The 24885-nt window shown below is 46.6% G+C and carries 21 protein-coding genes; 19 read left to right on the forward strand and 2 right to left on the reverse strand.

From position 1 onward, the window contains the following. Nucleotides 1-30: 30 nt before the first annotated feature. From MKX46_RS20335 to MKX46_RS20375, 9 genes are all read left to right on the forward strand, one after another. Nucleotides 31-1557: a glycoside hydrolase family 30 protein gene (locus MKX46_RS20335; RefSeq protein ID WP_341071698.1), complete on the forward strand. Its 1527-nt coding sequence runs from the start codon at nucleotides 31-33 to the stop codon at nucleotides 1555-1557. Nucleotides 1558-1752: 195 nt separating this feature from the next. Beyond that, complete coding sequence (locus MKX46_RS20340) at nucleotides 1753-4689, forward strand: S-layer homology domain-containing protein (protein ID WP_341071699.1); 2937 nt, start codon at nucleotides 1753-1755, stop codon at nucleotides 4687-4689. Continuing rightward, nucleotides 4686-8738 (forward strand): S-layer homology domain-containing protein, encoded by a 4053-nt coding sequence (locus MKX46_RS20345; protein ID WP_069012926.1) that lies wholly within the window; start codon nucleotides 4686-4688, stop codon nucleotides 8736-8738. The genes MKX46_RS20340 and MKX46_RS20345 overlap by 4 nt, the downstream gene beginning before the upstream one ends. A gap of 255 nt (nucleotides 8739-8993) precedes the next feature. Continuing rightward, nucleotides 8994-9335: an iron-sulfur cluster biosynthesis family protein gene (locus MKX46_RS20350; RefSeq protein ID WP_029517576.1), complete on the forward strand. Its 342-nt coding sequence runs from the start codon at nucleotides 8994-8996 to the stop codon at nucleotides 9333-9335. 212 nt (nucleotides 9336-9547) lie between these two features. After that, nucleotides 9548-10105: a DUF1273 domain-containing protein gene (locus tag MKX46_RS20355; protein ID WP_069012927.1), complete on the forward strand. Its 558-nt coding sequence runs from the start codon at nucleotides 9548-9550 to the stop codon at nucleotides 10103-10105. Between the two features lie 157 nt (nucleotides 10106-10262). After that, entirely contained in the window at nucleotides 10263-12128 is a 1866-nt protein-coding gene (locus MKX46_RS20360; protein WP_397376031.1) for a rhamnogalacturonan lyase, read from the forward strand. Nucleotides 12129-12303: 175 nt separating this feature from the next. After that, nucleotides 12304-12537: a hypothetical protein gene (locus tag MKX46_RS20365; RefSeq protein WP_039272563.1), complete on the forward strand. Its 234-nt coding sequence runs from the start codon at nucleotides 12304-12306 to the stop codon at nucleotides 12535-12537. A 111-nt stretch (nucleotides 12538-12648) separates the two neighbouring features. Beyond that, the gene (locus MKX46_RS20370; RefSeq protein ID WP_209950002.1) at nucleotides 12649-13518 is read left to right on the forward strand and encodes a DL-endopeptidase inhibitor IseA family protein; all 870 of its coding nucleotides are present in this window, start codon (nucleotides 12649-12651) and stop codon (nucleotides 13516-13518) included. 90 nt (nucleotides 13519-13608) lie between these two features. Beyond that, on the forward strand, nucleotides 13609-13854 hold the full coding sequence (locus MKX46_RS20375; RefSeq protein ID WP_209950003.1) for an HPr family phosphocarrier protein: 246 nt from the start codon (nucleotides 13609-13611) through the stop codon (nucleotides 13852-13854). An 89-nt stretch (nucleotides 13855-13943) separates the two neighbouring features. Here the strand turns inward: MKX46_RS20375 and MKX46_RS20380 are convergent, their stop codons facing one another. Both MKX46_RS20380 and MKX46_RS20385 read right to left on the reverse strand, forming a co-directional pair. Continuing rightward, entirely contained in the window at nucleotides 13944-14732 is a 789-nt protein-coding gene (locus MKX46_RS20380; protein ID WP_039272492.1) for a formate/nitrite transporter family protein, read from the reverse strand. An 89-nt stretch (nucleotides 14733-14821) separates the two neighbouring features. After that, the gene (locus tag MKX46_RS20385) at nucleotides 14822-15604 is read right to left on the reverse strand and encodes a Cof-type HAD-IIB family hydrolase (protein WP_029517570.1); all 783 of its coding nucleotides are present in this window, start codon (nucleotides 15602-15604) and stop codon (nucleotides 14822-14824) included. Nucleotides 15605-15802: 198 nt separating this feature from the next. Here MKX46_RS20385 and MKX46_RS20390 point away from each other — a divergent pair, with 198 nt between their 5' ends. From MKX46_RS20390 to MKX46_RS20435, 10 genes are all read left to right on the forward strand, one after another. Further along, nucleotides 15803-16834 carry a WXG100 family type VII secretion target gene (locus MKX46_RS20390; protein ID WP_209950004.1) on the forward strand — a complete coding sequence of 344 codons (1032 nt, stop codon included), beginning with the start codon at nucleotides 15803-15805 and terminating at the stop codon, nucleotides 16832-16834. A gap of 305 nt (nucleotides 16835-17139) precedes the next feature. Further along, a complete protein-coding gene (locus tag MKX46_RS20395; protein WP_341071700.1) occupies nucleotides 17140-17688 on the forward strand; it encodes a YcxB family protein in 549 nt (182 codons plus the stop codon). Nucleotides 17689-17746: 58 nt separating this feature from the next. Beyond that, nucleotides 17747-18694, forward strand: a complete 948-nt coding sequence (locus MKX46_RS20400) for an ATP-grasp domain-containing protein (RefSeq protein WP_341071702.1) — start codon at nucleotides 17747-17749, stop codon at nucleotides 18692-18694. A 273-nt stretch (nucleotides 18695-18967) separates the two neighbouring features. Continuing rightward, entirely contained in the window at nucleotides 18968-19414 is a 447-nt protein-coding gene (locus tag MKX46_RS20405) for a tellurite resistance TerB family protein (RefSeq protein ID WP_013369616.1), read from the forward strand. 28 nt (nucleotides 19415-19442) lie between these two features. Next, nucleotides 19443-20036 (forward strand): TerD family protein, encoded by a 594-nt coding sequence (locus tag MKX46_RS20410; RefSeq protein WP_069012933.1) that lies wholly within the window; start codon nucleotides 19443-19445, stop codon nucleotides 20034-20036. 47 nt (nucleotides 20037-20083) lie between these two features. Next, nucleotides 20084-20659 (forward strand): TerD family protein, encoded by a 576-nt coding sequence (locus MKX46_RS20415; protein ID WP_013308970.1) that lies wholly within the window; start codon nucleotides 20084-20086, stop codon nucleotides 20657-20659. Nucleotides 20660-20690: 31 nt separating this feature from the next. After that, the gene (locus MKX46_RS20420) at nucleotides 20691-21272 is read left to right on the forward strand and encodes a TerD family protein (RefSeq protein ID WP_023987194.1); all 582 of its coding nucleotides are present in this window, start codon (nucleotides 20691-20693) and stop codon (nucleotides 21270-21272) included. Between the two features lie 224 nt (nucleotides 21273-21496). Then, nucleotides 21497-22765 (forward strand): TerD family protein, encoded by a 1269-nt coding sequence (locus MKX46_RS20425; RefSeq protein ID WP_341071703.1) that lies wholly within the window; start codon nucleotides 21497-21499, stop codon nucleotides 22763-22765. 26 nt (nucleotides 22766-22791) lie between these two features. Next, nucleotides 22792-23526, forward strand: a complete 735-nt coding sequence (locus MKX46_RS20430; RefSeq protein WP_029517565.1) for a TerC family protein — start codon at nucleotides 22792-22794, stop codon at nucleotides 23524-23526. 167 nt (nucleotides 23527-23693) lie between these two features. Continuing rightward, on the forward strand, nucleotides 23694-24881 hold the full coding sequence (locus MKX46_RS20435) for an HpcH/HpaI aldolase/citrate lyase family protein (protein ID WP_029517564.1): 1188 nt from the start codon (nucleotides 23694-23696) through the stop codon (nucleotides 24879-24881). The last annotated feature ends 4 nt before the right edge of the window (nucleotides 24882-24885 follow it).

Raw genomic sequence — 24885 nt, forward strand, 5'->3', positions numbered from 1 at the left:
AGGCTAGTGATGGGGAGAGGAGGATATTAGATGAAGAAACTCCAAAAGCAACGACGTACTGACATCTGGTTGCTTATAGCTGTAGTAGCCATTTTGATCTGTGCAGTCCTGGCCAGTATGGCTATACGGAATGTTCCGGGGCCGAAAGCAGAAAATAACGTCAACATGTGGCTAACAACACCCGATCCGGCGAATCGTCTAACCCAACAAGCCCCGATCCGTTGGGATAAGAATGATAAGGATAGCAGTAAAGAAAAGGCTGCGAATGCGGATACACTGACGATTGAGATTAAGCCAGATATTCGTTACCAGACGATGGAAGGGTTTGGCGCAGCGGTGTCCGGTTCGTCCGCTTACCTGATGAATCATGGCATGTCTGCCAATCAGCGCGATCAGCTGCTAAATGATTTGTTTACAGCCGGTGGCATTCAACTCAGTTATATTCGCCATACCATTGGAGCCTCAGATTATTCCGTAGATGAACAGGGACAGCCTGGCAGCTATACCTATGACGATGTGGAAACAGGCAAGGACTATGAGCTGAATCATTTCTCCATCGCTAAGGATCGGGATGTAATCGACGTGCTGAAGCAAATCTTGAGAAGAAACCAGGATTTAAAGATTATGGGGACCCCGTGGACAGCTCCACCCTGGATGAAATATGGGGAGCAGATTTATAACGGCTGGTATTTGGACTATACCGATCCGCGCGTCTACCAGGCTTATGCTAACTATTTTGTTCGTTACCTACAGGCTTATGCGAACGAAGGGATTCCGATTCAGGCGATTTCCATTCAAAATGAGCCAGAATTCACGACGTCCAAGTATCCCAGCATGAGTATGGGGGCAGCAGAACAGGCGAATTTTATTAAACAATATCTGGGCCCAACCCTAAATCGAAACCATTTATCTACTCAGATTATTGCCTTTGACCATAACTGGGATACAGGGAGTGAATATGCCAAGACCGTGTTAGGAGATGAACAAGCTCGAAACTATACGCATGGAACAGCCTTTCATTGCTACAAAGGAGAACCTACGGCGATGAAAGATGTGCATCATGCTTTTCCAGATAAGCCTGTATATATGACAGAATGTAGTGGGGGAGCGTGGAGTCCGGGCTTTGGAGATGATTTGAGCTGGGATATGTCCAAGCTGATCATTGGTGCACCCCGAAACTGGTCGCAAAATGTCCTCTTTTGGAATATCGCACTTGACCCGTCCGGGGGGCCGACCAATGGGGGGTGCACCAACTGTAGAGGTGTAGTGACCATCGACCCGTTAAGCGGTGCAGTTACGAAAAATGTGGAGTACTATGCGATTGGGCACGCCAGCAAATTTGTCCGTCCAGGTGCGGTACGTATTGATTCTACACATTATAGTGGAAGTATCGAAACGGTCGCCTACTGCAATCCGGACGGTACGCTTGTCCTGATTGCCGCCAATACAGGAGAGAGCACAAAGACATTTAAGGTTCGGCAGGGAAATAAGGTTTTCAAATCTACCCTTCCATCCAAGTCCGCGGCTACCTTTCAATGGAATCCTACGGCTTTCTGACACGGCCTGTACATCAACGTTTTATAGAAGTTTTAGAGCGCTTAGCCCATCTGGCTGAGCGCTCTTTTTTCATTTGCTACAAAATCCAGACTGCGAAAAAAATAAAATTTTAATATTGTTCAGAATTGGTTCAGAGGCGGATGATAAGATCTTTTCACTAATAACAAGAATGAACCGTTTACGGGGGAGAGTCTGATGAATCAAGAAACAAATAAAGAATGGCAAAAAGTGCTGATGGTGACGTTGCTGGCAGGTATGGCATGGGGGCCCCAGCTTGTTCATGCGGAAACGAAAGGGGAGACGTCTGCGATTGTGACTAAAGCCAGTACAGTCTCTTTTACAGATCAATCCACTATGTCATCCCAGGCATTACAGGCGGTGCAGGAGGCTGTGAAGCAAGGACTAATCACGGGTTATCCAGATGGTTCCTTCCGTCCAGATCAACCGTTAACGCGCAAGGAAATGGCAGCTTTGCTGGCTAATGCACTTAAGCTTGACGCTACGGAGCAAGCAGTAACTTTTAAGGATACGCAGGGGAGTTGGGCCGCTTCTTATATAGAAGCTGTACGTGCGGCAGGTCTAATGACCGGAGATGAATCAGGTGCTTTCCGCCCGAATGCTGCGGTGAGCCGTGAGGAATTGGCAGCAATTCTGGTGAGAGCGATTGGAGGAACCCATGTTCAAGGCGGAGATGTTCAAGACTTTTCTGATGGGGATCAGGTGAGTTCATGGGCCAAAAACAACGTAGAAGCAGCTCTCAAACTGGGGTTAATGGATACGCCGGATAATCGGTTTGACTCTAAAGTACAGGTAAAACGTCAAGATATCGCAGCCTTTCTGGTGAATGTGTTCCAATCGGGTGAACGGACGGGAATCCTTTCTCGTATCGACGGGGATATCGCTTATATGGATGGAAAGCCCTATTTGATCGGCCAGCAATTGAAGCAACTGTTCGGAGCGGACAATGTGCCGGCGCTTCAAGGGGCTACCCTGACCTATCAGGCATCGAACCGAAACGTAGCTGATCTGTCGGCGCTTCAAATTGTGCAAAGTGGTACAGCCCAACATCCGGTGACTTTGTATAGCAAAGGGTCAGAATTTAAAGGCAAGTTAGCTATTGCAGCGGATTTTGTGCGAATTCAAGGAGCTACGTTACCTCAGGTAACCTTGATGCAGGGCGCCAAAAATGTAGAGATTCATGCAGACGTAAACGAAATGATCGTAGATACGCATGAGCCTATTCAGATCCAGGGAAGTGGTGTATGGCAGCAGCTTAAACTGAATTTTGCCGATACACAGGTACGTCTCGCCAATGGGATACAGACTGTACAGACCCGTCTTGCGGAGCGGGGAACAGAGACTCAAATTATACGTGATACCACGTTGGATGCATCTTCGGATACATCCTCAACAAGCACTAAAAAAAGTTCATCCGGTGGTGGCGGTGGCAGTTCTACAACGAATCCAACGCCAACACCAATACCAACACCTAATCATGTACCTGTCTCAGCTATAGTTCCTTCCGATCAATATGCCATTATGGGTTCCGGAGATACGCTAGTGGATTTGAAAAATGTGTTTTACGATGCCGATCAGGATGAGTTGTCGTATCATGCGGTCACTTCGGATGTATATGTAGCAGAAGCAGAAGTGGCAAATAAACAGCTTACTTTAAAACCTAAATCAGTAGGAAGCACACAGGTATTTGTTACGGCAGAGGATGGAAAAGGCGGCAAAGCGAGCGTGTTTTTCAACTATACAGTGACCAGCTCTACTTATGAGGAGGACATTAATCACAGTCCTGTCGCGAGCAACAGCCTAAATGACATTCCTTTGCTCTTAAATGAAGGTGGCAAGCAGATTAGTCTGTCTGACTTGTTTAATGACGAGGATGGCGATGCACTGACCTACACGGTGGAATCGGCTTCGCCAGAAGTGGCCACAGGAGAAGTTACAGGCGATCAGCTTATACTTACGCCGCTTCAAGCCGGCACTAGTCTAATGACGATAACAGCCCATGACGGCAAGGGAGGCACAGCCTCGCTTCAGTTTGCTGCTATGGTGAATGCGCCTTTGCCTGATCCGCAGCCTGAGAATCACATACCTGTGGCTTTGCCTCATTTACCTATCGTAGTTACTAATGTGTTACAGGACAAGCTGATGCTGTATCCAGGTTCGTTATTTATGGACCAGGATGGTGACACCTTGACGTATACCCTCACTTCCTCCAATCCCCAAGTAGGCAGTGTGGTGGAGAATGGAGAAGATTCATTTGTAGCACTGCATAACGCTGGTATTACGATGATTGAGATTTCGGCGAATGATGGCCGTGGGGGCGTTTCTTTCACTTCATTTATGCTCCAAGTTGAAGCTCCTCAACCCGTAAATCATCGTCCGGTAGTGACCCGTGTGCCTGAACCTCAATATTTGGACCCGGGAGATGGTCAGCAAATACTGAAGCTGAATGATATGTTCTCTGATGAGGATGGCGACACGTTGACCTATACTGTGGTGTCTTCTGATCCATTGGTGGCAGGGGGGCAGGTAGAAGGGAATACACTTTTCATACAACCGTTGCGTAATGGTGTGACGTTCCTTACGATGACAGCAAATGATAATCGTGGTGAAACGACATCTTTTACGATTCCAGTGATTGTGGAGAAAAGAGATTTGTTCATTTCCGAAGTCGTGTGGCAAGGCGAACCGGATTATCTGGACCAGGCGATTGAATTGTACAATCCGACCAACAGACCGTTGGAGAAAAATAAAATCTGGATTGAGCGATCCGACCAACCAGACCCGATTATCATAAATGCCAATGACGGAGATGTCATTATGCCTGGGCAAACCTTTGTAATTGCGAATGATTTGAGTTCGTTCGGATCGGAAGATTGGTATTATACCTTCCTGCAGTTACAACATAACAATTCGGAACCCGTTACGCTTAAGCTGTACTACAACAACGTGCTCATTGATATGGCAGTTATTGGTCAAGGGCAGGCCTTGGGACGGAACAGTGGTACGGTCATTGGTAATACAGATCCATATCAAGCTGGCGAATGGAATGTTGAGGGGACGAACTCCCCTGTTAATTTAGGTGACTTTATCGGTAGGGAGAGAATGACACCATGAAAAATAAGAAGTTAACCGCTCAGCTGGCAGCTGCATTGCTGCTGCTGAGCCCCTCGCTTCCTGCCGGAGCAGAGCAAGCTACCGTGATAGATGCGGCTTCCGTAGCCAATGGGCCGACAGGGAACAATACTGCCACCTGGACGGACGTACAGCAGCTTACAACACAGCAATTGGAACAACTGCAAAAAGCCCGTGAACTCGGGATTATCCAAGGCGACCCCGCCGGAACGCTCCGACCTGGGCAGAAGCTCACACGTCAGGAGCTAGCCGCACTGCTGGTCAAAGCGTTGCAGCTTCCGACGGGCAACCTGGACGGCGCTGCCTCCTTCACGGACGTGCCCGCCGATAGTTGGGGGCGCCCGGCTATAGAGGCAGCCCGTAAGGCCGGGCTGATGCAGGGCGACGCCAACGGACGCTTCCGTCCGAATGACCTGATCAGCGCCCAGGAACTGGTCGCGCTGTTGGTCAGGTCCGCTGGGACGGGGACGTCTGCGGGCACGCCCGCTAGCACAACCGACTCGCCGTCGGCACAGACGCTGCCGACGGCGTGGAAGGACGCCAGCCCGTGGGCGGCCCCGATGATTCGGGCGGCGCTGAATAACGGGCTGATGAGTGAATTTGGCGGAAATCTACACGCCAAAGACTCGGTAAGCCGCGTAGATGCGGCCAGCCTACTCGTATCTGCTTTGTTTCCACAGGAGCGTGCTTCGCAGCTCGAGGAAATGGACGGCAAGCAGATACGGATCAATGGCATCGCGTATGACGTGGCAGAGCCGCTGCGCGGCATTTTTCACGCGGATAATCAGACCGCGCTGCGCAACGCGGGCATTCGTTTCCATGCCACAGGCCGAACAGTGGACAAGGTGACTTGGTTGGAGCTTCGCAGCAGCGGGACTTCGGCTCGTGACGGCGAAGCAGAGTTCAGTGGAAACATTGTGCTGAACGGACACGGCTCCACGCTAAACGGAGATTTGGTGATCGCTGGTGATTTTACATCCGTACTGCACTTGAATGTGGAACAGCAGTTAACGGTGGATGCCCGGGTACAGCAGGATTTTTATGCACAGGATGTACAGGTGCAGGGACAGACCCATATTAATGGCGGAGATAACAATACAGTTGTATTTGATAGCTCAACGTTGACGCAAATGGATGTCACAAAGCCAGAAGTTCACGTTGTACTTAGTGGTACCGCAAGCGCGACGATCATGAACGTCCAATCCAGCGCAAGCATTGAGGTTAGCGCGAATGCTTCCTTGCCGCAGCTAAATGTTAATGAAGGGGCGAACAAAGTCAATCTTCAGGGAACGGTTCAGAGCGTTCAGGTAAATGGCAGCCAGTCCGTCGAGATGACAGGTAATAGTACAATCCAACAGCTGACCGTCACAGGGACGGGGGCTTTGGAATTGAAAACGACAGGCAGTATTGAAAATATTCAAGTCAGCAACCCGGCAGCTAAGGTAAATGTGAGTGGAAATGTACAGGTTTCTGCGGTCACACTGGGTACCGGAGTAGCTTCCAACGCTGTTACGGGTCTAGCTGCGGCAAGTGTAACAGGTACGTCCTCATCTTCTGGAAGCTCATCCAGTTCAACCAGCAGCGCTAACCGTTCACCGGAAGTCGTAAATGCTTCAGTAGAGCGTGTAATTACAGAAGGCGCTGGTGAACAGTTGTACGATTTACGCCAATTCTTTACCGATCCTGATGGGGATACCTTGACCTTTTCGGCAGCTTCTCTTCAATCCGGCATCGTACGGGCGTCCGTATCGGGCAATATATTAAAGCTTACGCCAGTCAGTGTCGGAAAAGCATCCATCAGTGTATCGGCTAATGATGGACGGGGAAAAAGGGTGTCGTCTACCTTCAAAATTACCGTGAATGGCCAGCCAGTATCTGCAGGTATACCAGATCAGGCGCTTACTGTAGGACAATCGGACTCGGTACTGCATTTGAATGATTATGTTCAGGACCCGGAAAATGCAAGCTTAACGTATCAGGTTACGGTTGATGATCCTGCTGTAGCGTCGGTGGTGCTTGCGGAGGATGAATTGCGTCTGAGTCCGCTTCGAGCGGGCAGTACAAGCGTTCATGTCACTGCCAATGACGGACAGCAAGGAGAGGATGGCAGCACAGGCCAAAAGCAGATTGATTTCAAGCTAACGGTTCAGGGCGCTCCTAACCATGCTCCACATGGACAAGCCCCTCAGCCGTTAACCGTCACATTGGGCCAGCCGGATATGACACTGGATCTTTCAACAATATTTACGGATGCAGATGGCGACCCACTGGTGTTCACAGCGATCAGTTCGGATGCTTCCATCGTGCAGACTACCATAATGAGAGCTCAGCTTTCTTTGCAGTCGCTGCAAGCGGGGAGTGTAAGTATTACCTTGACGGCAGATGACAGCAAGGGTGGAACAGATACAGTTACCTTGATTGTAACGGTTTTGCCCATACCTAACAGTAGCCCGGTAGTAACCCGTGCACCAGACGCTGTACATCTGATTTTAGGCAAGGCTGACGGAACTGTGGATCTGTCCACCATCTTTGCTGACCCGGACCATGACCCGATTCGTTATGAGATCAGTGCGTCTGATCCAGCCGTGGCAGATGCTACAGTTCAAAATGATCAGCTTGTTATTCATGGGTTGACTAGCGGCAATACCGTGATTACCATCACGGCTAAAGACGATAGAGGCGGAGAGATTAGCGCAGACCTACAGGTTCATCTATTGGAAAATGCGGTTATTACAGCGATCCCTGAGCAGTTGCTTCAATTGGGAGATGCTGCATCAGAACTGGATCTCTCACCGTTCTTATTGAACTGGGATCTAGCATCCCTGTCAGTGACAGCAGACACGTATGATCCAGGAATTGCTACGGCCCATATGAATGGTCAGAAACTACAGTTAAACCCAGTAAGTGTAGGGACCACGAGTGTAACACTCAGTGTGTATGATCAGTACGGACGTGCAGAGGGAGCGACGTTCCCGGTTACCGTCAGCATGCCTCAGCTAAATCAAGCTCCTCAAGTCGTAGCGGCTATAAACGAGCAGGTATTGACTCCCGGAGTTACACAGCAAAGAGATTATGATTTGCAACAGCTGTTCAGCGATGAGGATGGAGATGTGCTTCAGTTTACGGTCAGCTCCAGTGATCCGACATTGGTGAGTGCATCAATTAATGGCAGTATCTTAACGGTGGCTTCTGGAACAGGTAGCGGTCTTGCCGCTGTTACCATTACAGCCACGGATGGTCGGGGAGGTTCTGTGCAATACACGTTGAATACACGCAATGCCGAACTGGTTTCCGGCGGGATCACTCCGATAGGGGTTAAATACGGCTTGCCGCACAGAACCGTGGATCTGTCCAGTTATTTCCCAGGACAATCTAAATTCCTGGTATATAGAGGAACGCCATCATCGACATTCATCGGTCCTGTAGAACTCATGGGCACCTCCATTCCCCTTTCCCCCGAACCTTTACTGGTATGGGTGGTAGGAGCGGATGGAAGAGCTGTCGTATTTCAGGTCCAACAGGAACCACAGCAAGCGCCTGCTGTATATTTCTCGCAATATGTGGATGGCGGGGATGGAAGAATTGTTTTGCAATTGTATTATAACGGGAATGGAGATCCTTCCCATCGGGCAGACGGTTACTCACTGGAGTTTCATCAATGGATGAAGAAAACAAACCAAATGAAAGTTACCACTCTACCGATTAATCCGGTTTATCCTGCCATGCCCTATATAATCATCGACACTATTTTCTATGATTTCATGGATATTACGAATGCTTGGTATTTCAATGATGAGGGCGATTTCTACAACCCGAACGAATTTAACACTGTTGCATACGTTTTAAAATACCAAGGACAAGTGGTGGATGTATTAGGAAATCCAAATTCACATGAACAGTTTACTCCACAAGGAGGAACGTTCGTCCGCAAGTCAGGAATATCCTATGGATCGTCTGCCTATAATCAGCCAGATGAGTGGAATGCGTTCCCGAAAGGGACCTTTCAATTTGTCGGCATTCATACACCATAAACGGTATGTTTGTCTGCGATCGCCTGTTTTTTGAAGACAGGTCATGAATTCTTAAAAAGGTGTAACCCATCAACTATGGAGGGTTACACCTTTTTATGTACAAAGAGGTAATGATAAAAGAGATCATTTATAGCAGTGAGTGCAGTCACATAGACATATACAAAAACATGACTATAATGTACATATAGTTTAAATTTAGTCTTTTTGGGGCTGACGGTTCCACACACTTTACTCACAAAGGAGAGGGTTCATCTCATGAGCATACATTTGGAATTGGATTCCTTATCCGTTGAAAGGCTAGAAATGGCCCTTTCAGGACGACCGGGAATGTTCAAGCTGTTTTATGACACCGAGGATTGTGGATGCAATGGCGTACTCGTCATTTTGGTTGTCACCGCGCCCAATGCAACTGATAAAGCAGTACAGTCTGAGCCTTATTCTTTTTGGGTAGATCAGCAGCAGGAACAGCAGTTCGATAGCAGAATGCGGCTTGAGGCAGACCCTAGTTACCCGTCGTTCAAGCTAAGTAGTGATGCCGGTATATTTAGTAGCAATGTTAGAATTCAAGATCGGCGCGCGAACTCGTCCGAGGAGTGATGTGCGGAGGTAATAGGAATTCATTAAGCACCAAAAAAGCAATTCTGATTTACACCAAGTTTCCAAAAGACGAACCTTGTTTAGCCTATATGGCAGAGGTTCGTTTTTTTTGTGTTATATTCCATTCGTTCCTCCAAAAAATGAAGTGTTTAGTGGCCTGCTCTGAAGTGGTACAATAACCTTTATGATAATCGGAGAAGGACGTTGAGAAGATGAAAAACTTGCTCGTTTCGGGCTATCGTGCCCATGAGCTGAATATTTTCAGTCAGAAGCACGAAGGCATTCCATATATTAAAAAGGCGATTGCAGGCAGGCTTATTCCCCTGATTGAAGAAGGGCTGGAATGGGTGATTACCCCAGGCCAATATGGGGTGGACTTGTGGGCCTGTGAGGTCGTTACTGCACTAAAACAGCAATATCCCCACCTCAAATGCTCTATTATGATGGCTTATCAAAATATGGACGAAAAATGGAAGGAGGACAAAAAGGAATATTTTCAGCAGATTTGTGCCGAAGTTGACTATGTAGGAGTAGTCAGCCGCCAGCCTTATCAGGGGATATGGCAACTTAGGGCACGGGATGAACTTCTTTTCCGCAAAACAGACGGTTTATTGCTTGTTTACGATGAGGATGCCGGAGAGGGCAGCCCGCGTTTTATGAAGGAACTGGCATTGAAAAAACAACAGGCAGAGGGCTATCAGTATATCAGCATCAGCTCGGAGGATATCCAGAGCATCGCGGATGAAGAACGATTATTCATGGACCTCTGATTTTTAAAGCATTAGCCCGGATTTTTGAACAAAAAGGACGTATTCGTCCCTTTACATTGATGTAAGCGCTATCATAGAATTTAAACAACAATAACTTATCAGTCACATAAAATAAATTTATTGAAAATACAAACTATGAAAGGAGCTAATGATTCAGATGAACAAAAGGTTTCGGTATACTGCGTTACTCTGTCTCGGTGTCATGTTGTGTGGAGTGGTCACCCCGATGGATAGCCAGGTCTCTGCTGCCTCTACGAGACAAATGGAAAAGCTGAACCGGGGAGCCGTCGCTGTTAAGGTGCCTGAGGGTGTACTGGTGAGCTGGCGCTTGCTGGGCACAGAAGCGGATTCGGTCGGCTTTAATTTGTACAGAGGGACAAGCAAGGTGAATGATGCGCCGATACCATCGAGAACCAACTTTTTGGACAAGGCAGGTTCGACCTCATCTTCGTATACCGTTCGTGCCGTGGTCAATGGAGCAGAGCAGGCCGCTTCTCCTGCGGTGAAGGTATGGAACAACAACTATCTGGATGTTCCGATCCAGCAGCCCGCGGGAGGCACAACTCCGGATAATGTGAGCTACACGTACCATGCCAATGATGCCAGCGTAGGGGATCTCGATGGGGATGGCGAGTATGAGATTGTGTTAAAATGGGACCCTTCCAATGCCAAGGATAATTCGCAATCCGGTTATACGGGAAATGTATTTTTGGATGGCTACGAACTGGATGGAACGCGCAAATGGCGGATCGACCTGGGACGGAACATACGGGCTGGAGCCCACTATACGCAATTTCTCGTCTATGATTTTGACGGAGACGGCAAAGCAGAGATCGTATGTAAAACAGCAGACGGCACGGTAGATGGTACAGGTGTAAAGATCGGGGACGCTTCGGCTGATCATCGAAACACGAGTGGATATATTTTGAAAGGTCCCGAGTTTCTCACTGTGTTCTCAGGTGATACAGGCAAGGCTCTTAGTACGATTGACTATGTGCCACCACGCGGAACGGTATCGAGCTGGGGAGATAATTATGGTAACCGTGTAGATCGTTTTCTCGCCGGGGTTGCTTATCTGGATGGCGTGAGACCCAGCATAGTGATGGCACGTGGGTATTACACTCGCACCGTTCTGGTCGCATATGATTGGCGGAATGGTAACCTGAGCCGACGCTGGACCTTTGACAGCAACAGCTCCACCAATGCCGGAACGGCTGGACAGGGGAACCACAGCTTGAGTGTAGCGGATGTGGATGGAGATGATAAGGATGAGATTGTGTATGGCTCGCTGGTTGTAGACGATAACGGAGCGAAGCTGGTTAACACCGGGATGGGACATGGTGATGCACTTCATGTTGGCGATCTAGACCCCGACCGTTCGGGCTATGAAGTGTTCAAGGTGAACGAGGACAAAAATGCCACCTACGGAGCTGCCATGTACGATCCGCGTAATGGAAATATTTTATGGGGCGTAAATACAGGCAAGGATACCGGAAGAGGCATGTCAGCAGACATTGACCCGCGGACCAAAGGGAACGAGCAGTGGGCACCGGGTATTGGGTTGCGTTCAGCCAAGGGACAGCTCATCACCAACACGCTACCGTCTTCCATTAATTTTGGCATCTGGTGGGATGGGGATCTCCTCCGTGAACTGCTGGATCATACCTCATCAAGCGCTGGAAAGATAGACAAGTGGAACTACACGAACTCGACTACTTCCAACTTGCTTACGGCAACAGGAACGAGTTCCAATAACGGAACCAAAGGAACGCCGTCCTTGCAGGCCGATCTGTTCGGTGACTGGCGTGAGGAAGTCATTTGGCGTAAAAGTGATAATTCAGCGCTGCGTATCTACACAACACCATACGAGTCAGAACATCGATTTTACACGCTTATGCATGATCCAGTGTATCGCTTGAGTGTTGCCTGGCAAAACGTAGCTTATAATCAGCCGCCGCACACCGGGTTTTATCTGGGAGAAGGGATGTCCAAGCCCCAGCAGCCGAATATATATACTCCTTGATATGTCGTTAGACAGTGGTTTGAAAACAAATAGAATGAACAAAAACAGAGAGGGCTCCAAGCGAATTGGAGCTCTTTTTGTCATGAGAGCCCAAGAGATAACGTATGCTTTCCATAAAAATGGGAACATTAGTTCTTATCGGTGGAATATATGTATGAAAAAGGAGGCGGAATCTGTGAGTTCTTTAACGACTGAAGGTATGATCGAGCTCGTAACTAATGTCGGATTCCCTGCTGCATTAAGTCTGATTCTGTTAAAATACATCCTCGTCACTTTGAGCCGCAGATTAGAGGAGCTGGACCGATCTGTTAAGCAACTGTCGCTATCTTTGGAAGAGATGGAGGCAAAGCAAGTGAAACAGTCAGAGCAACCGTCCCCGGCAAATACGGACAAACTTCGTGCAGAATGAACAAAAAAAGGCAAATAGAAACAATTTAGCAACCCAATCGAGAAGCGAAATTCTTATAATAGAAATGTCTGCAGTTTATGCAGACATATGATTATGGAGGTGTATATAAGTATGAAATTAAATACGAAGCTATCCGCACTATGCATTGCGGCCACACTTATGAGCGTGGCACAGGCCGCCGCTGCCGCGCCCGCTGTGACCGCTCCAGCGGAAGCGACGCAACCGAGCGTTGCCAGTCCGGCCGCATCCGCCCCGGGTCAGGTGCCAGCACCAGCAGCGTCTGCACCGGCTACGACTCCAGCCCCGGCGCAAGCGCCGTCGGCTCCAGCAAGCTCGCCCCCGGCTGCAGCCGCAGGTTCTGCCAAAGCCGCTACACCAGTAGCTCCGTCTGCACCAGCACAGCGTCCATCTACATCGGTAGCACCCGCGGCTGCTCCGATCGTACCTTCGACTGTGAAGCCGTCTAAGCCGCAACAGCCGTCCACTTCAGCGCCAGCAGCAGCGGCTACCAACGTGAAACCGACGCAACTGGACAAGCTGAACCACGAGAGTGCGGTTCCGCTTGTGTTGGAGGCGCAGTCTCGTTATCAATATGCAATCAGTGGTGGCAGCCCGGTGGGTAAGTCGTTCCAGTTGAACGGTAAAAGCTACCGCTATCTGTCCGAGGACATCGGTACAAAGACCAAATTGATCAGCTATCTGACGCAGGCCTACACAAAGCAGGCGAGTGAGCAATTTGTCGGTAAATTTTTCGTCGAAGTTAATGGCAGATTAGCTCAGTTGAACGCAGATGGTGGCAATTTGTTAGAGTTCAACCGGGCTACGGCGAAAATGGTAACCATGACTCCGGTGAAGCGCAGCTACCTGCTGACCGTGCCTTATCCGGCAGAAACCAAGCAGGCGAATGAGAAAATCACCGTGAATTTTGAAAAGGTCGGCAGCTACTGGAAAATCAGCTCTGCGCCGCATGTCATTTTCTAAATTAAGATTTTGCAACAGGCTTCATATGGGGTAAAGTGATGTTAAGGCTTGTTTCGTAAGCCCCAATTCAATGCAGGGGAGTGCTGTGCAATGATGACACCCATCAAGGTAAAAGACGTTAAGGATATTGAAAAAATCAATCAAATCGTATCCAATTTTACGTATGACATCTGGATTCATGGCAAAAGCGGCATGGCAGATGCCAAATCCATTTTAGGCATGTACGTGCTGAAGCTGGATGAGCCGCTAACTCTGGTTGTACCTGACAATGTTAATCCCAAGAAGTTGTTCAAGGAGTTGGAGGAGTTTATCCATTTTCCTGCTCAAGAAGGATAAAAGGCAAGCAGGCACTTGTAAACACTGGATGATCTATTACTAAAATAACGCAAAGAAGCCGTGGAACCTAAGTCCCACGGCTTCTTTTTTTAGTGTTCTTCCTCGTCTAAAAACGGGAGATTCACCGAATAGTACATAACCCCCATAAGCAGCACGCCGCCAACCAGATTTCCGAGCGTGACCGGAACGAGATTATGGATCACACCAGCGACAGAAACCGTACCCGGATGATCCAGCACGAGCGCAATGGCGAAAGTACACATATTAGCCACACTATGTTCATATCCCGAAATGAAAAAGCAGAACACAAACAGCATCATGGCAAACATCTTTGCACCATTTTCCTTCATAAACATGGGAACAAAAAAGGCAAGACAGACCAGCCAATTACACAAAATAGCTCGGAAGAATAGCTGCATTGCAGGCGCTTCCATTTTATGCTCAACCACGCTCAGTAGAAAGCTGTTCACGCTGGAGGAGTCAAACAGCCCGGTCAAGTAAATAAGGAGTGCAAATACCCCCGCACCCAGCAAATTACCGCCATAGCTGGCAGCCCATAATCGAAGCACCTGTCCCCAGCGTAGCTTTTTACGGAGCGCAGCATAAGTGTAATAGAAGGTGTTACCTGTAAACAAATCCCCGCCGCCGTAAGCGATCAGAATGATAGCCGCTCCGAATGTGAGCGCCGCCATGGGATAAGTGAATGGAGAATGCTCCATGTAAAAAAAGTTGCCCGTCTTGAAGGCTACAATAACGCCGAACCCGATGAACATACTCGCCAGCATGGAACGTGCCAAATACCGGAGTAGGCTCTGCTTGTAAATTTTGTACTTCTTCATGGCTAGCTGTTCGACATTGCGTAAGCCTTCCGTCTCCATATTTAAGGACAACCTCCTATTTTCTCATATGTAAGTCTTTAAACAGACTTTATTTTTCCCGAAACATGTCCAGTCTATCAGCAATTCTGTTAGCTTAACAAACCAAGCTTTTGCAGTCCGTACAAAATACCGTCTTCATCTGCGCGTTTTGTGACCATTTTAGCTGCGGCTTTGGCTTCATCACAGCCGTTGCCCATCGCGACGCTGTTATGTATAGCTGTCAGCATCTCCACATCATTTAAGCCATCGCCAAAGGCGTATTGATTTTCAGCGGCAATGCCCAGTCTGGACGTAATTTCGCGAATACCCTTCGCTTTGGAGCCAGCATGAGGAACAACGTCCACAGAACTCGGATGCCAGCGCACAAAGTCAAACGCCTTGAATACCGTTTCATAGAAAGGCTCTTCTTCTGCTGTACACATCAACAGCGTCTGATAAATATCTCTTCCTTGGAAATAGAGCGGATCGTATCCAACTGAAATCTTGGCCTTAAGCGTTTGGACCGATTTCTCTACAAGCTCATCGTTAGGAATATTGGCCTTCATGTCCATATGATCCATATATACAAGGGCATGATTATGTGTGAGGGCCAGATCGGTCATCGTTTGCAAGGCTTCTCTGTTCAACGGATTGGTAGCGACCACTTCCCCGCGGAGCACGACATATTGCCCATTAAAGCTGACGTAGGAGTCAATTTCCAACTGCTCGCGGATATCTTTGAACATAAAAGGCGCACGTCCTGTTGCAATGGCCACCTCATGTCCCAGCTCTTTCAAAGCAAAGACGGCCTTTTCTGCCGTTAACGGCATTTTCTTGTCATCGTCCAGCAATGTACCGTCGATATCGAAAAAGATAATTTTTTTGTCTGACATGTCCCTACACCTGACTTTCAATAATGTATTTGTCGAAATGAACTCATATGGATTCATTATATCAAAGGAACTGCTTCTGAATACACAAATACGTATAAATCCTCATGAATGTCCGACCTCTATAGCTTACAATATGAAATAAGGCTTACTGTAAAATATAATTTCTATCTCCTATTTCATAGATGGGATGTGATCACCATGACAAAAATCCAAGTCACACCGGAGCAGCTGGACAGCGTGGCCTCCCAATTTGCCAATGCCCACGGCACACTGTATAACCAGTTAAATGGCCTGGATAGCACAATGAACTACCTTCACAACCAGTGGGATGGTATGGAGAGGAATCGTTTTTATAATGACTATCGAACGGCTAAATATACACTATCTTCTGTATTAAATAAGGTTCAATCCATTGAAATTGAGCTGAAAAGCATCGCTTCGAAATTTAGAAATGCGGATGGTGAAAGCACACGTGGCTTCTGGACAGCCCTAGCTGCGGCAATGAGCGCTAGCGCAGCGCTGGCAGGCAGTGGAGAGGCTGGAGATCATGGTGGTGAAATTGCCAAGCAGCCCAAAAACATAGACGAATGGGAGCAGGCAGACGCGGTTAAATATCATCAATATGAGGAACTACTGAAAAACGCCGAGGCCATCGGCGACAAGCAGGTTATGCAGAAAATTCACGACCAGATGAATGTCCTGCAGCTGCAATATGAGGACTCCGTTACCCGTACAGATTACAATACAGGAGAGACCTCCAAGATCACATCCGATTCCCTTGTCGCCGTCACTGAACTGACAGGTAAAGACGGAAGCAAAACGGATATATCTATAGATAAAAAAGGGAATGTTGTGAGTTATGAGCAAAATACGGATAAATACGATTACTGGGTCCAAAAGCATACCCAATCAGCCGGAGAGCATGCTCTAGGTAAAACGGCCCAGACCGTCACCGGATATGGAATAGGTCTTATTTTGTCGCGCGGGGCTGGTGTTAGTGGGGGAGGTTCGGGCATCGGTACTGGCGCAGCCTCCGGCTGGGGGGAACACGTCGTCGGCATTGGTGGCGGCATGCTCAGTGACAAAGTACTTTTCTCTGTACCCGATGAGGGCGAAACCCGTACCATGATCTACCGAACGAATAAAGAAACTGGACATATTGAGAACATGATCATCGTCACCAAAGGTGAGAATGAAATGGAGTATCGCTATTGGGAAGATTATAACTAGATCTTGAGCAGTGAACGATAATAACGTGTTTAGGAGTACCCATAAAATCTACAGTCTTTTTTTCTGGAATAGGTGAGCGGCAGGTGGAAACTGTAAACTCACTAGCTGGAGAGGTCTGTGGGTTTTTTGTTTACCATTTTTTTCTGAATTCCGATATATTAAATAGATAGAATACATATCCAAGGTAATTTAATTGAATATTCGAAAAAGATTAAAGTACTAGTTTTAGAGGGAGAAATAGTAAATGAAAAAACCATCCATTAGTAGTCGTGTTGTTTTGAGAGGGTAGGGAGAGGAGTTACGATATGCAACAATCAGAGACATTACTGTACACGTACAGGCTAACATTGAAAGATATCATGTTATTTAATTTTTGTTTGAAGTATCAGAAGTCTACTGGGCTTAAGTTGATGGCATCAATCCAGTTTCTGTTGGTCATTATGGCTACATACAAGCTTATAGTAGATAATGAAGTAGATCCTAATACGATAGCGATGTTCTTCTTTCCATTCTTAGTTTTTGTAATTATTCCTTTCTTTACTATTAAAGAAGTGAAAGCTAACTACCTAAATCACCCACAATGGCCTATTGAAAAAGATTATGAGTTTTCAAAGGAGGGTCTTCATTTTACGTACTCTGCGGGTTACAACTGGGATGAAGTAAAGGGGGTCATTAATACGCTGACTGCCTTTTATATATTGCTGCCTAATCATAAATTTATATTGGTCCCTAAGCGGATTTTTTCTAGTAGACTGGAGCGCCGACAATTCAAAGAAATGTTGAAGACCCAGATCGGATCAGAGAGATGGGATTATAAATTTATAGACAAAATGAGCAAATTAAATAGAGAATAATTGTATTTTTAGTAAATAAAATTAAAGGGTAATACATATGTTAAAAGGAGGAACTCATATGTATCTTCTATTTTGTAGCGATCCTCTGAATTCTAAAAGTGTAGATATGGATTACCGTGAAGAGTGCGAGGTTGCACAGAGTCTTGGTTTTGATACAGGGTTGGTCAATTTTGATAATCTGATCGAGGATGAACGGGAAGGATCAGGGTCTAACCCATATATTGTTTCTAAGAATATGCGAGAGTATGTTGCTAAACAGGGAAGCGAGTACGTGAACGCGCTATACCGTGGATGGATGTTAAGGCCCAAAGTATATGGTGCTTGGACTGCGAACTTGGAGGCAAAGCGAATCAGGATGCTGACAAGTGCTGAAAGTTATAGGAACTGTCACTATTTTCCTGATTCATACTCGTTAATTCAAAATTTTACGCCTCGGAGTGTATGGATGGAGCGGGACCAATTGGATGCGGAGCATATTCGAGAGGCGGTCATGCCTTTTGGAACGACAGCAATAATGGTCAAGGACTTCGTTAAATCACGGAAACATGATTGGCTGGACGCCTGTTATATCCCGGATGCGTCAGATCAGGTGCATGTGGAACGGGTGATTCGTCGTTTTGTTGAACTTCAGGGGACAGAATTGAATGGAGGAGTTGTGTTAAGGGAGTTCGTACCTTTAGAATTTCTTACCCTTCACCCCAAAAGTGGCATGCCCTTGTCTAAAGAATATCGTCTATTCTTCATGTTCGGAGAGCCTGTTTTTACAGTTAATTACTGGGATGAGGCTGCATATGAGACCGTTCCTACAGATCTGGATGAATTTATTCAGATTGCACGTCAAATCCAAAGTCCATTTTTCACAATGGATATTGCTCGTACACAAGCAGGACAATGGATTATTATAGAATTGGGAGATGGGCAAGTTTCGGGACTGCCTGAGCACACGGATCTTGAAGCGTTCTATACCAATTTAAAAAAAGCGGTGGTGAACCGTGGATTATGGTAAAAGGCACAGTGCTTCTGTTGAATTGGAAGGCTGTGCCTTTCTATCAATTTTGACATTTCACAGACTTGCAATTGGGGTAGCAAATGATGGATGATAGAAGAGGGCCTTTTATGTAGAAAATAGGGCTAAAGATAGAGAGGATACTAATAATAAATAGATCGGATTTACCGTATTTTTGTATATTATTGTAGAAAAAGATCGTAATTCAGGTTATAGTAAAGGAAGAAATTAACTAGGATACCTTTACCCAAATACGTAATTGTGGAGGGAAACATGAGTACATTTAAAAATTGGTTGAATACAACTAAAAAAGGACTTGGAGACCAAGTTAAGAAGTTTAAGAATAAAGATTTTATGGAAGCTGTTGTTGCAGGCTGTGCATTAGTAGCATTTGCTGACGGTACGATTAGTCCGGAAGAGAAAACAAAAATGGCCGGATACATAAATATCAGTGAAGAATTGAAAGTGTTTGATATGGGTGAGGTCATCAACCGTTTCAATCACTATGTAGCGAACTTTGAGTTTTCACCTGAAATCGGTAAACAGGAAGCACTGAAGGCGATTGGTAAATTGAAAGGTAAGCCAGAAGTAGGCCGACTCGTCGTTGGCGTATGTAGCGCTATTGGCGCAGCTGATGGTGACTTTGATGCCAATGAGCAGCGAATTGTGGCTGAGATTTGCGGCGCGCTTGGTTTGAATCCGTCTGAATTTAGTCTGTAAATTTTACGGAAGGGAGGTGTGTTAATCAGTGGCTGTAATTAATCTGGTCAAGGGCCAGAAAATTGATTTGACCAAGGGAAACACAGGACTGACCAAGGTTATAGCAGGATTGGGATGGGACCCTGTACAGTCCAAAGGATTTTTTGGCTTCAAGAAGCAACCCAATATTGATTGTGACGCTTCTGCCATTTTGCTGGATGCCAACGGAAAACTGACTCAGTCAGATAACGTAGTGTGTTTCCACAATAAAAAAAGTCCATGTGGCTCTGTCGTGCATTCCGGTGATAACCTGACCGGACAAGGTGACGGCGATGATGAACAAATTGAAATTGACCTGGCACGTATTCCTGCCAATGTCGACAAAGTGCTTGTTGTTGTGAATATATATGATTGCGTTAACCGGAAACAGGATTTCGGGATGATCGAGAAAGCGTATATCCGCATTCTGGATGGTGCTAATTCCAAGGAACTGGTGACGTTTAATTTATCTGATAATTATGAGGGGCTGACCGCACTGGTCTGTGGAGAACTCTATCGTCATAACAACGAATGGAAGTTTGCTGCAATCGGTGAAGGAACCCATGCCGTACATATTGATGTGCTGGCTCAGCGTTATATGTAATTTTAGGTTGCTCATACAAAACTTAATGTGAAAAGGGGTTCTTACTCATGGCAATTAACTTATCCAAAGGTCAAAAAATTGATTTGACGAAAACAAATCCAGGTTTGTCCAAAATCACAGTGGGTCTCGGTTGGGACACAAACAAATACGATGGCGGTAAAGATTTTGACCTGGACGTATCCGTATTTTTGGCTAATGCGGAAGGTAAAGTAGAGTCCGATAAGAACTTTGTCTTTTTTAATAACCCACAAAATGAGAACGGCTCTGTCGTTCATACAGGGGATAACCGCACAGGTGATGGCGACGGAGATGACGAGCAAATTAAAATTGATCTGGGTAGCGTGCCAGCTAACGTTGAAAAGATCGCTTTTACGATTACAATCTATGAAGCACAAGAACGCAGCCAAAACTTTGGACAAGTGTCCCGTGCTTACGCTCGTATCGTAAACGAAGCAAACAATGAAGAATTGGTCCGCTTTGATCTGGGAGAAGATTTCTCAATCGAAACAGGCGTTGTTGTAGGCGAACTGTATCGTCATAGCGGTGAATGGAAGTTCAATGCCATTGGTAGTGGCTACCAAGATGGTCTTGCAGGATTGACGCGCGATTACGGTTTGGCATAAAAAATCTATACAAAGAAAGCAGGTATGCGGAATGACCATTAGCCTTTCCAAAGGACAACGTATTGATCTGACCAAAACGAATCCTGGCTTGACTCGTGTCGTTGTAGGTCTTGGATGGGATACGAATAAATACAGTGGTGGCGCGGACTTTGACCTGGATGCTTCAGCTTTCCTACTTTATGAAGACGGCAAAGCCAAAGCTGCGGATGATTTTGTATTTTACAACAACCCGACAGGTGGAGCAGGATCGGTTACCCATACAGGCGATAACCGCACAGGTGAGGGCGATGGGGATGACGAGCAAATCATCGTTGATTTCTCGAAGATTCCTGCGAACATCCACCGTATCGGGATCACGGTTACCATTTATGATTACGAGGCACGCGCGCAAAACTTTGGTCAAGTGTCCAATGCTTTTGTGCGTGTGGTAGATGCAGCAACGGATCGTGAAGTGCTGCGCTACGATTTGGGAGAAGATTTTTCCACCGAAACGGCCGTCGTATTCTGTGAATTTTACCGTCAGAATGCAGACTGGAAATTCCAGGCTATCGGTAGTGGCTTTGCTGGTGGATTGGGTGCGCTTGCTAAAAACTATGGCTTGGACGCTCAATAATATCCACTTGGGGTGGTGTCCATAGGGCGCTACCCTTTCTTTTTAAGCTATTACATTGAGCATTTTGCATAAATCCCAAGAGCATTTTTAAATCAGCAATATATAGATCGAAACGCTTTAGTTCGTCTATATATTGTACTTATGAGCGTTGGGAATCGAATGATGCAAAATGCTACATTAGCGTACGCTGACACATGACAAACCGACAGAAAGGTGACACAATCATGGCTGTTATCGTAGTAAAGGGACAGAAGGCGGATTTGACGAAAACAAATCCGGGCCTGACCCATGTCAACGTAGGGATTGGCTGGGAGTCCCCAGCGTCTCTGGAGCTGGATACTTCGGTATTTTTGCTAGGTCCTGGAGGAAAAGTATCGGGCGATGAGGATTTAATTTTTTATAACAATCCGACCACGCCCTTTATCACCTATTCAGACGGACAACAGTCCGGTGACAAAAAGCAATTTGCCCTTGATCTGACGCGAATTCCTGCAAACATCGAGAAGATTGCGTTTACGCTGACGATTTATGATGCGGATCAGAAACGGCAAAATTTTGGACAGGTTCAAGGTGGGTTCATTCGTTTTGCTCATCCGGTTAGCGGAGAGGTTTTGCGGTTTAATTTGGACAGTGGATTTACAGTGGAAACTGCGATTGTTATTGGTGAACTGTATCGTCATAACGGGGAATGGAAATTCAACGCGATTGGCGCAGGTTTTTCCGGTGGATTGGATGCGTTGTGCGTTAATTTTGGGATTGAAGTGGAAAATAATCCGGCTCCTCCCACGCCAGTGCCTACACCTCCGTCTCCAGCGCCTCGACCAGCACCAACGCCGCCACCCGTACCACCTGCTCCGAAGCCAGAGCCATCTGCAACACCGGTGAATCTGAATCTGCGGAAAATTGAGCTGAAGAAGAAGGGCGACACCATTAATCTGAAAAAGGGCTCAGGCGGATTGGGTGAAATCCTGATCAATCTGAACTGGAATCAGGTGCAGCAAAGCAAGGGATTTTTTAATCGCGGCTCTAAGGGTGTCGATCTGGATCTGGGCTGCTTATATGAGATGAAGAATGGAGATAAAGGCGTTGTACAGGCGCTTGGGGAAGTTTTCGGTTCTCTAAATCGCTTTCCGTACATTGCTCTGGATGGCGACGACCGAACAGGCTCTGTGAAAACAGGGGAAAATCTTCGCATCAACGGTGCTAAAATTTCTGAAATTAAGCGAATTTTGGTGTTTACCTTCATCTATGAAGGAGTCACGAACTGGTCACAAGCGGACGGGGTAGTCACGCTGTACCAGAAGGATGGGCCGGACATTATCGTTCACATGAATGAACATGACAATCGCAAAGGGATGTGTGCAATTGCCATGATCCAAAATGTAAACGATGAAACGTTTAGCATTGAAAGACTCGTGCAGTTCTATGGCGGTCATCGTGAGTTGGATCGGGCCTATAACTGGGGCATGCGCTGGTCGCAGGGTAGCAAATAAATTGAATTATCGGAGGCACTCTTTTCATGTTGAATGATTTGTTTAAAAATATCAGCGAAAACTACGGCCATTTCTTTTCATGGAGTGATGTTGTAGGTACGCTTACTGATCCAGTGAGTTGGGGGATTATAGGAACTCTCATTTTGCTGGAAGGACTTTTATCGGCGGATAACGCCTTGGTTCTCGCAGTTATGGTTAAACACTTACCTAAGGAACAACAGAAGAGAGCCTTATTTTACGGGATTTTGGGTGCGTATATATTCAGGTTCCTGGCTATCGGCTTGGGTACATTCCTGATTAAGTTCACCCTGATTAAGGTACTGGGTGCAGCTTATCTGCTCTATATCGCTTATAAGGGCTTATTCAAGTCCGAAGGTGATGGAGAAGTGAAAAACAAACCTACTTCTTTTTGGAAAACGGTATTAATGGTCGAACTGATGGATATTGCCTTCAGTATTGACAGCGTCATTGCAGCTTTCGGTGTGAGCGAGAAAGTATGGGTTCTGTTCCTGGGTGGTATTCTCGGCGTTCTGATGATGCGTGGCGTTGCTCAAGTGTTCCTCAAGCTCATTGATAAATTTCCGGAACTGGAACAGACAGCCTTTATTATGATCGCCATTATCGGGGGTAAAATGCTGGCTGCTGCTTTTGGCTTTCATATGTCGCAGATTTTATTTTTCGGCATTTTGATTGCTGTCTTTGTAGGCACAATGGTTATCAGCTCGGCGAAAAGAAAGAAAAAGGCCGACAAAGAGGCTTAATGTACAAAGTATAGCGAAATCCCTCCTGAAACTAAGGGGGGATTTCTTTTATACCCGGAGCACAGGGCTTCAGTCAGGCAAGAAAGAGCAAGAGGAGGGGAAGAGCCCTGAAATATTTTAATGATTTAACCTCTGAGGAAGTAGAAGCGATCTTTTATACTCCACCGTTGGAGTTTCATAACCGTTCTCCCAAAAGTATATTGGCTTATGCGATAGGAGCGGCTTTGTACATGCCAGCGACCCGCTCGGAAGTAGCGGAAGAGATCAAAAATGGAAAACATGAAGGGTTAACAACGGTCATTTTGGATTTGGAGGATGCGATAGGGGATCAGCAGGTCGGGCAGGCGGAACAATCGCTGGCGCAGCAGCTGTTTCAACTATTGTCTTATGTACGGACGGGGATGATGAGTGAACAGCAATTACCTTTGTTATTTGTGCGTGTGCGCTCTGTGGAGCAGTTGGAACGACTACTGAACGGTTTGGGTGAATCTTTGTCACTGCTCACGGGCTTTGTCTTACCCAAGTTCTCTTCTGATAATGGACGAGCGTATTTTGCACTCATTGCAGAATATAACCGGAGTATGCATACAGGGGCAGGAAACGAAAACAACATGCCTGTGCTGTACGGGCTACCGATTCTTGAAAGCTCCAAAATCATTTATCGGGAAACCCGCTGGAAAGAGCTATTGTCGATTAAAGAAATCTTAGACGAGTACCAGGAATATGTGTTGAATGTACGCATTGGAGCAACCGATTTTTCCAGTCTGTATGGCTTGAGACGCAGCCCGGATATTACGATTTATGAAATTGCCGTCATTCGGGATTGCATCGCAGATATTATTAACTTGTTTGGACGCGTGGGCTCAAATTACGTCATTTCCGGTCCTGTATGGGAATATTTCTCTCACCGAGAACGTGTCTTTAAACCTCAATTAAGAGTATCTCCTTTCGAAGATGCACTTGGGAAGCCGGGCCGACACTTGCGGATGGACTTCATCTCAGATGCCGTAGACGGACTGATCCGAGAAGTCATGATGGACAAAGAGAATGGGATTATCGGCAAAACGATTATTCATCCCTCCCATATTAAGCCGGTACAGGCCATGTATGCGGTGACACATGAAGAGTATATGGATGCACTTGAAATTGTTGAGCGTAACGACGGTAGTCTGGGTGTATTCAAAAGTACCTATGCCAACAAAATGAATGAAATTAAGCCGCATTTGAATTGGGCTCATCGAATTATCAATAGATCAAAAGTATACGGGGTGTTACATGAACAACAACATTTTGTCAGTCTCTTACCCAACCACGAAAACACATCTGCTGCCAATCCTGGAGCAGTTCAGCGTTAAAATT

Origin of the sequence: Paenibacillus sp. FSL P4-0113 (assembly GCF_038009305.1) — a bacterium.
GTDB lineage: Bacteria > Bacillota > Bacilli > Paenibacillales > Paenibacillaceae > Paenibacillus > Paenibacillus polymyxa_D.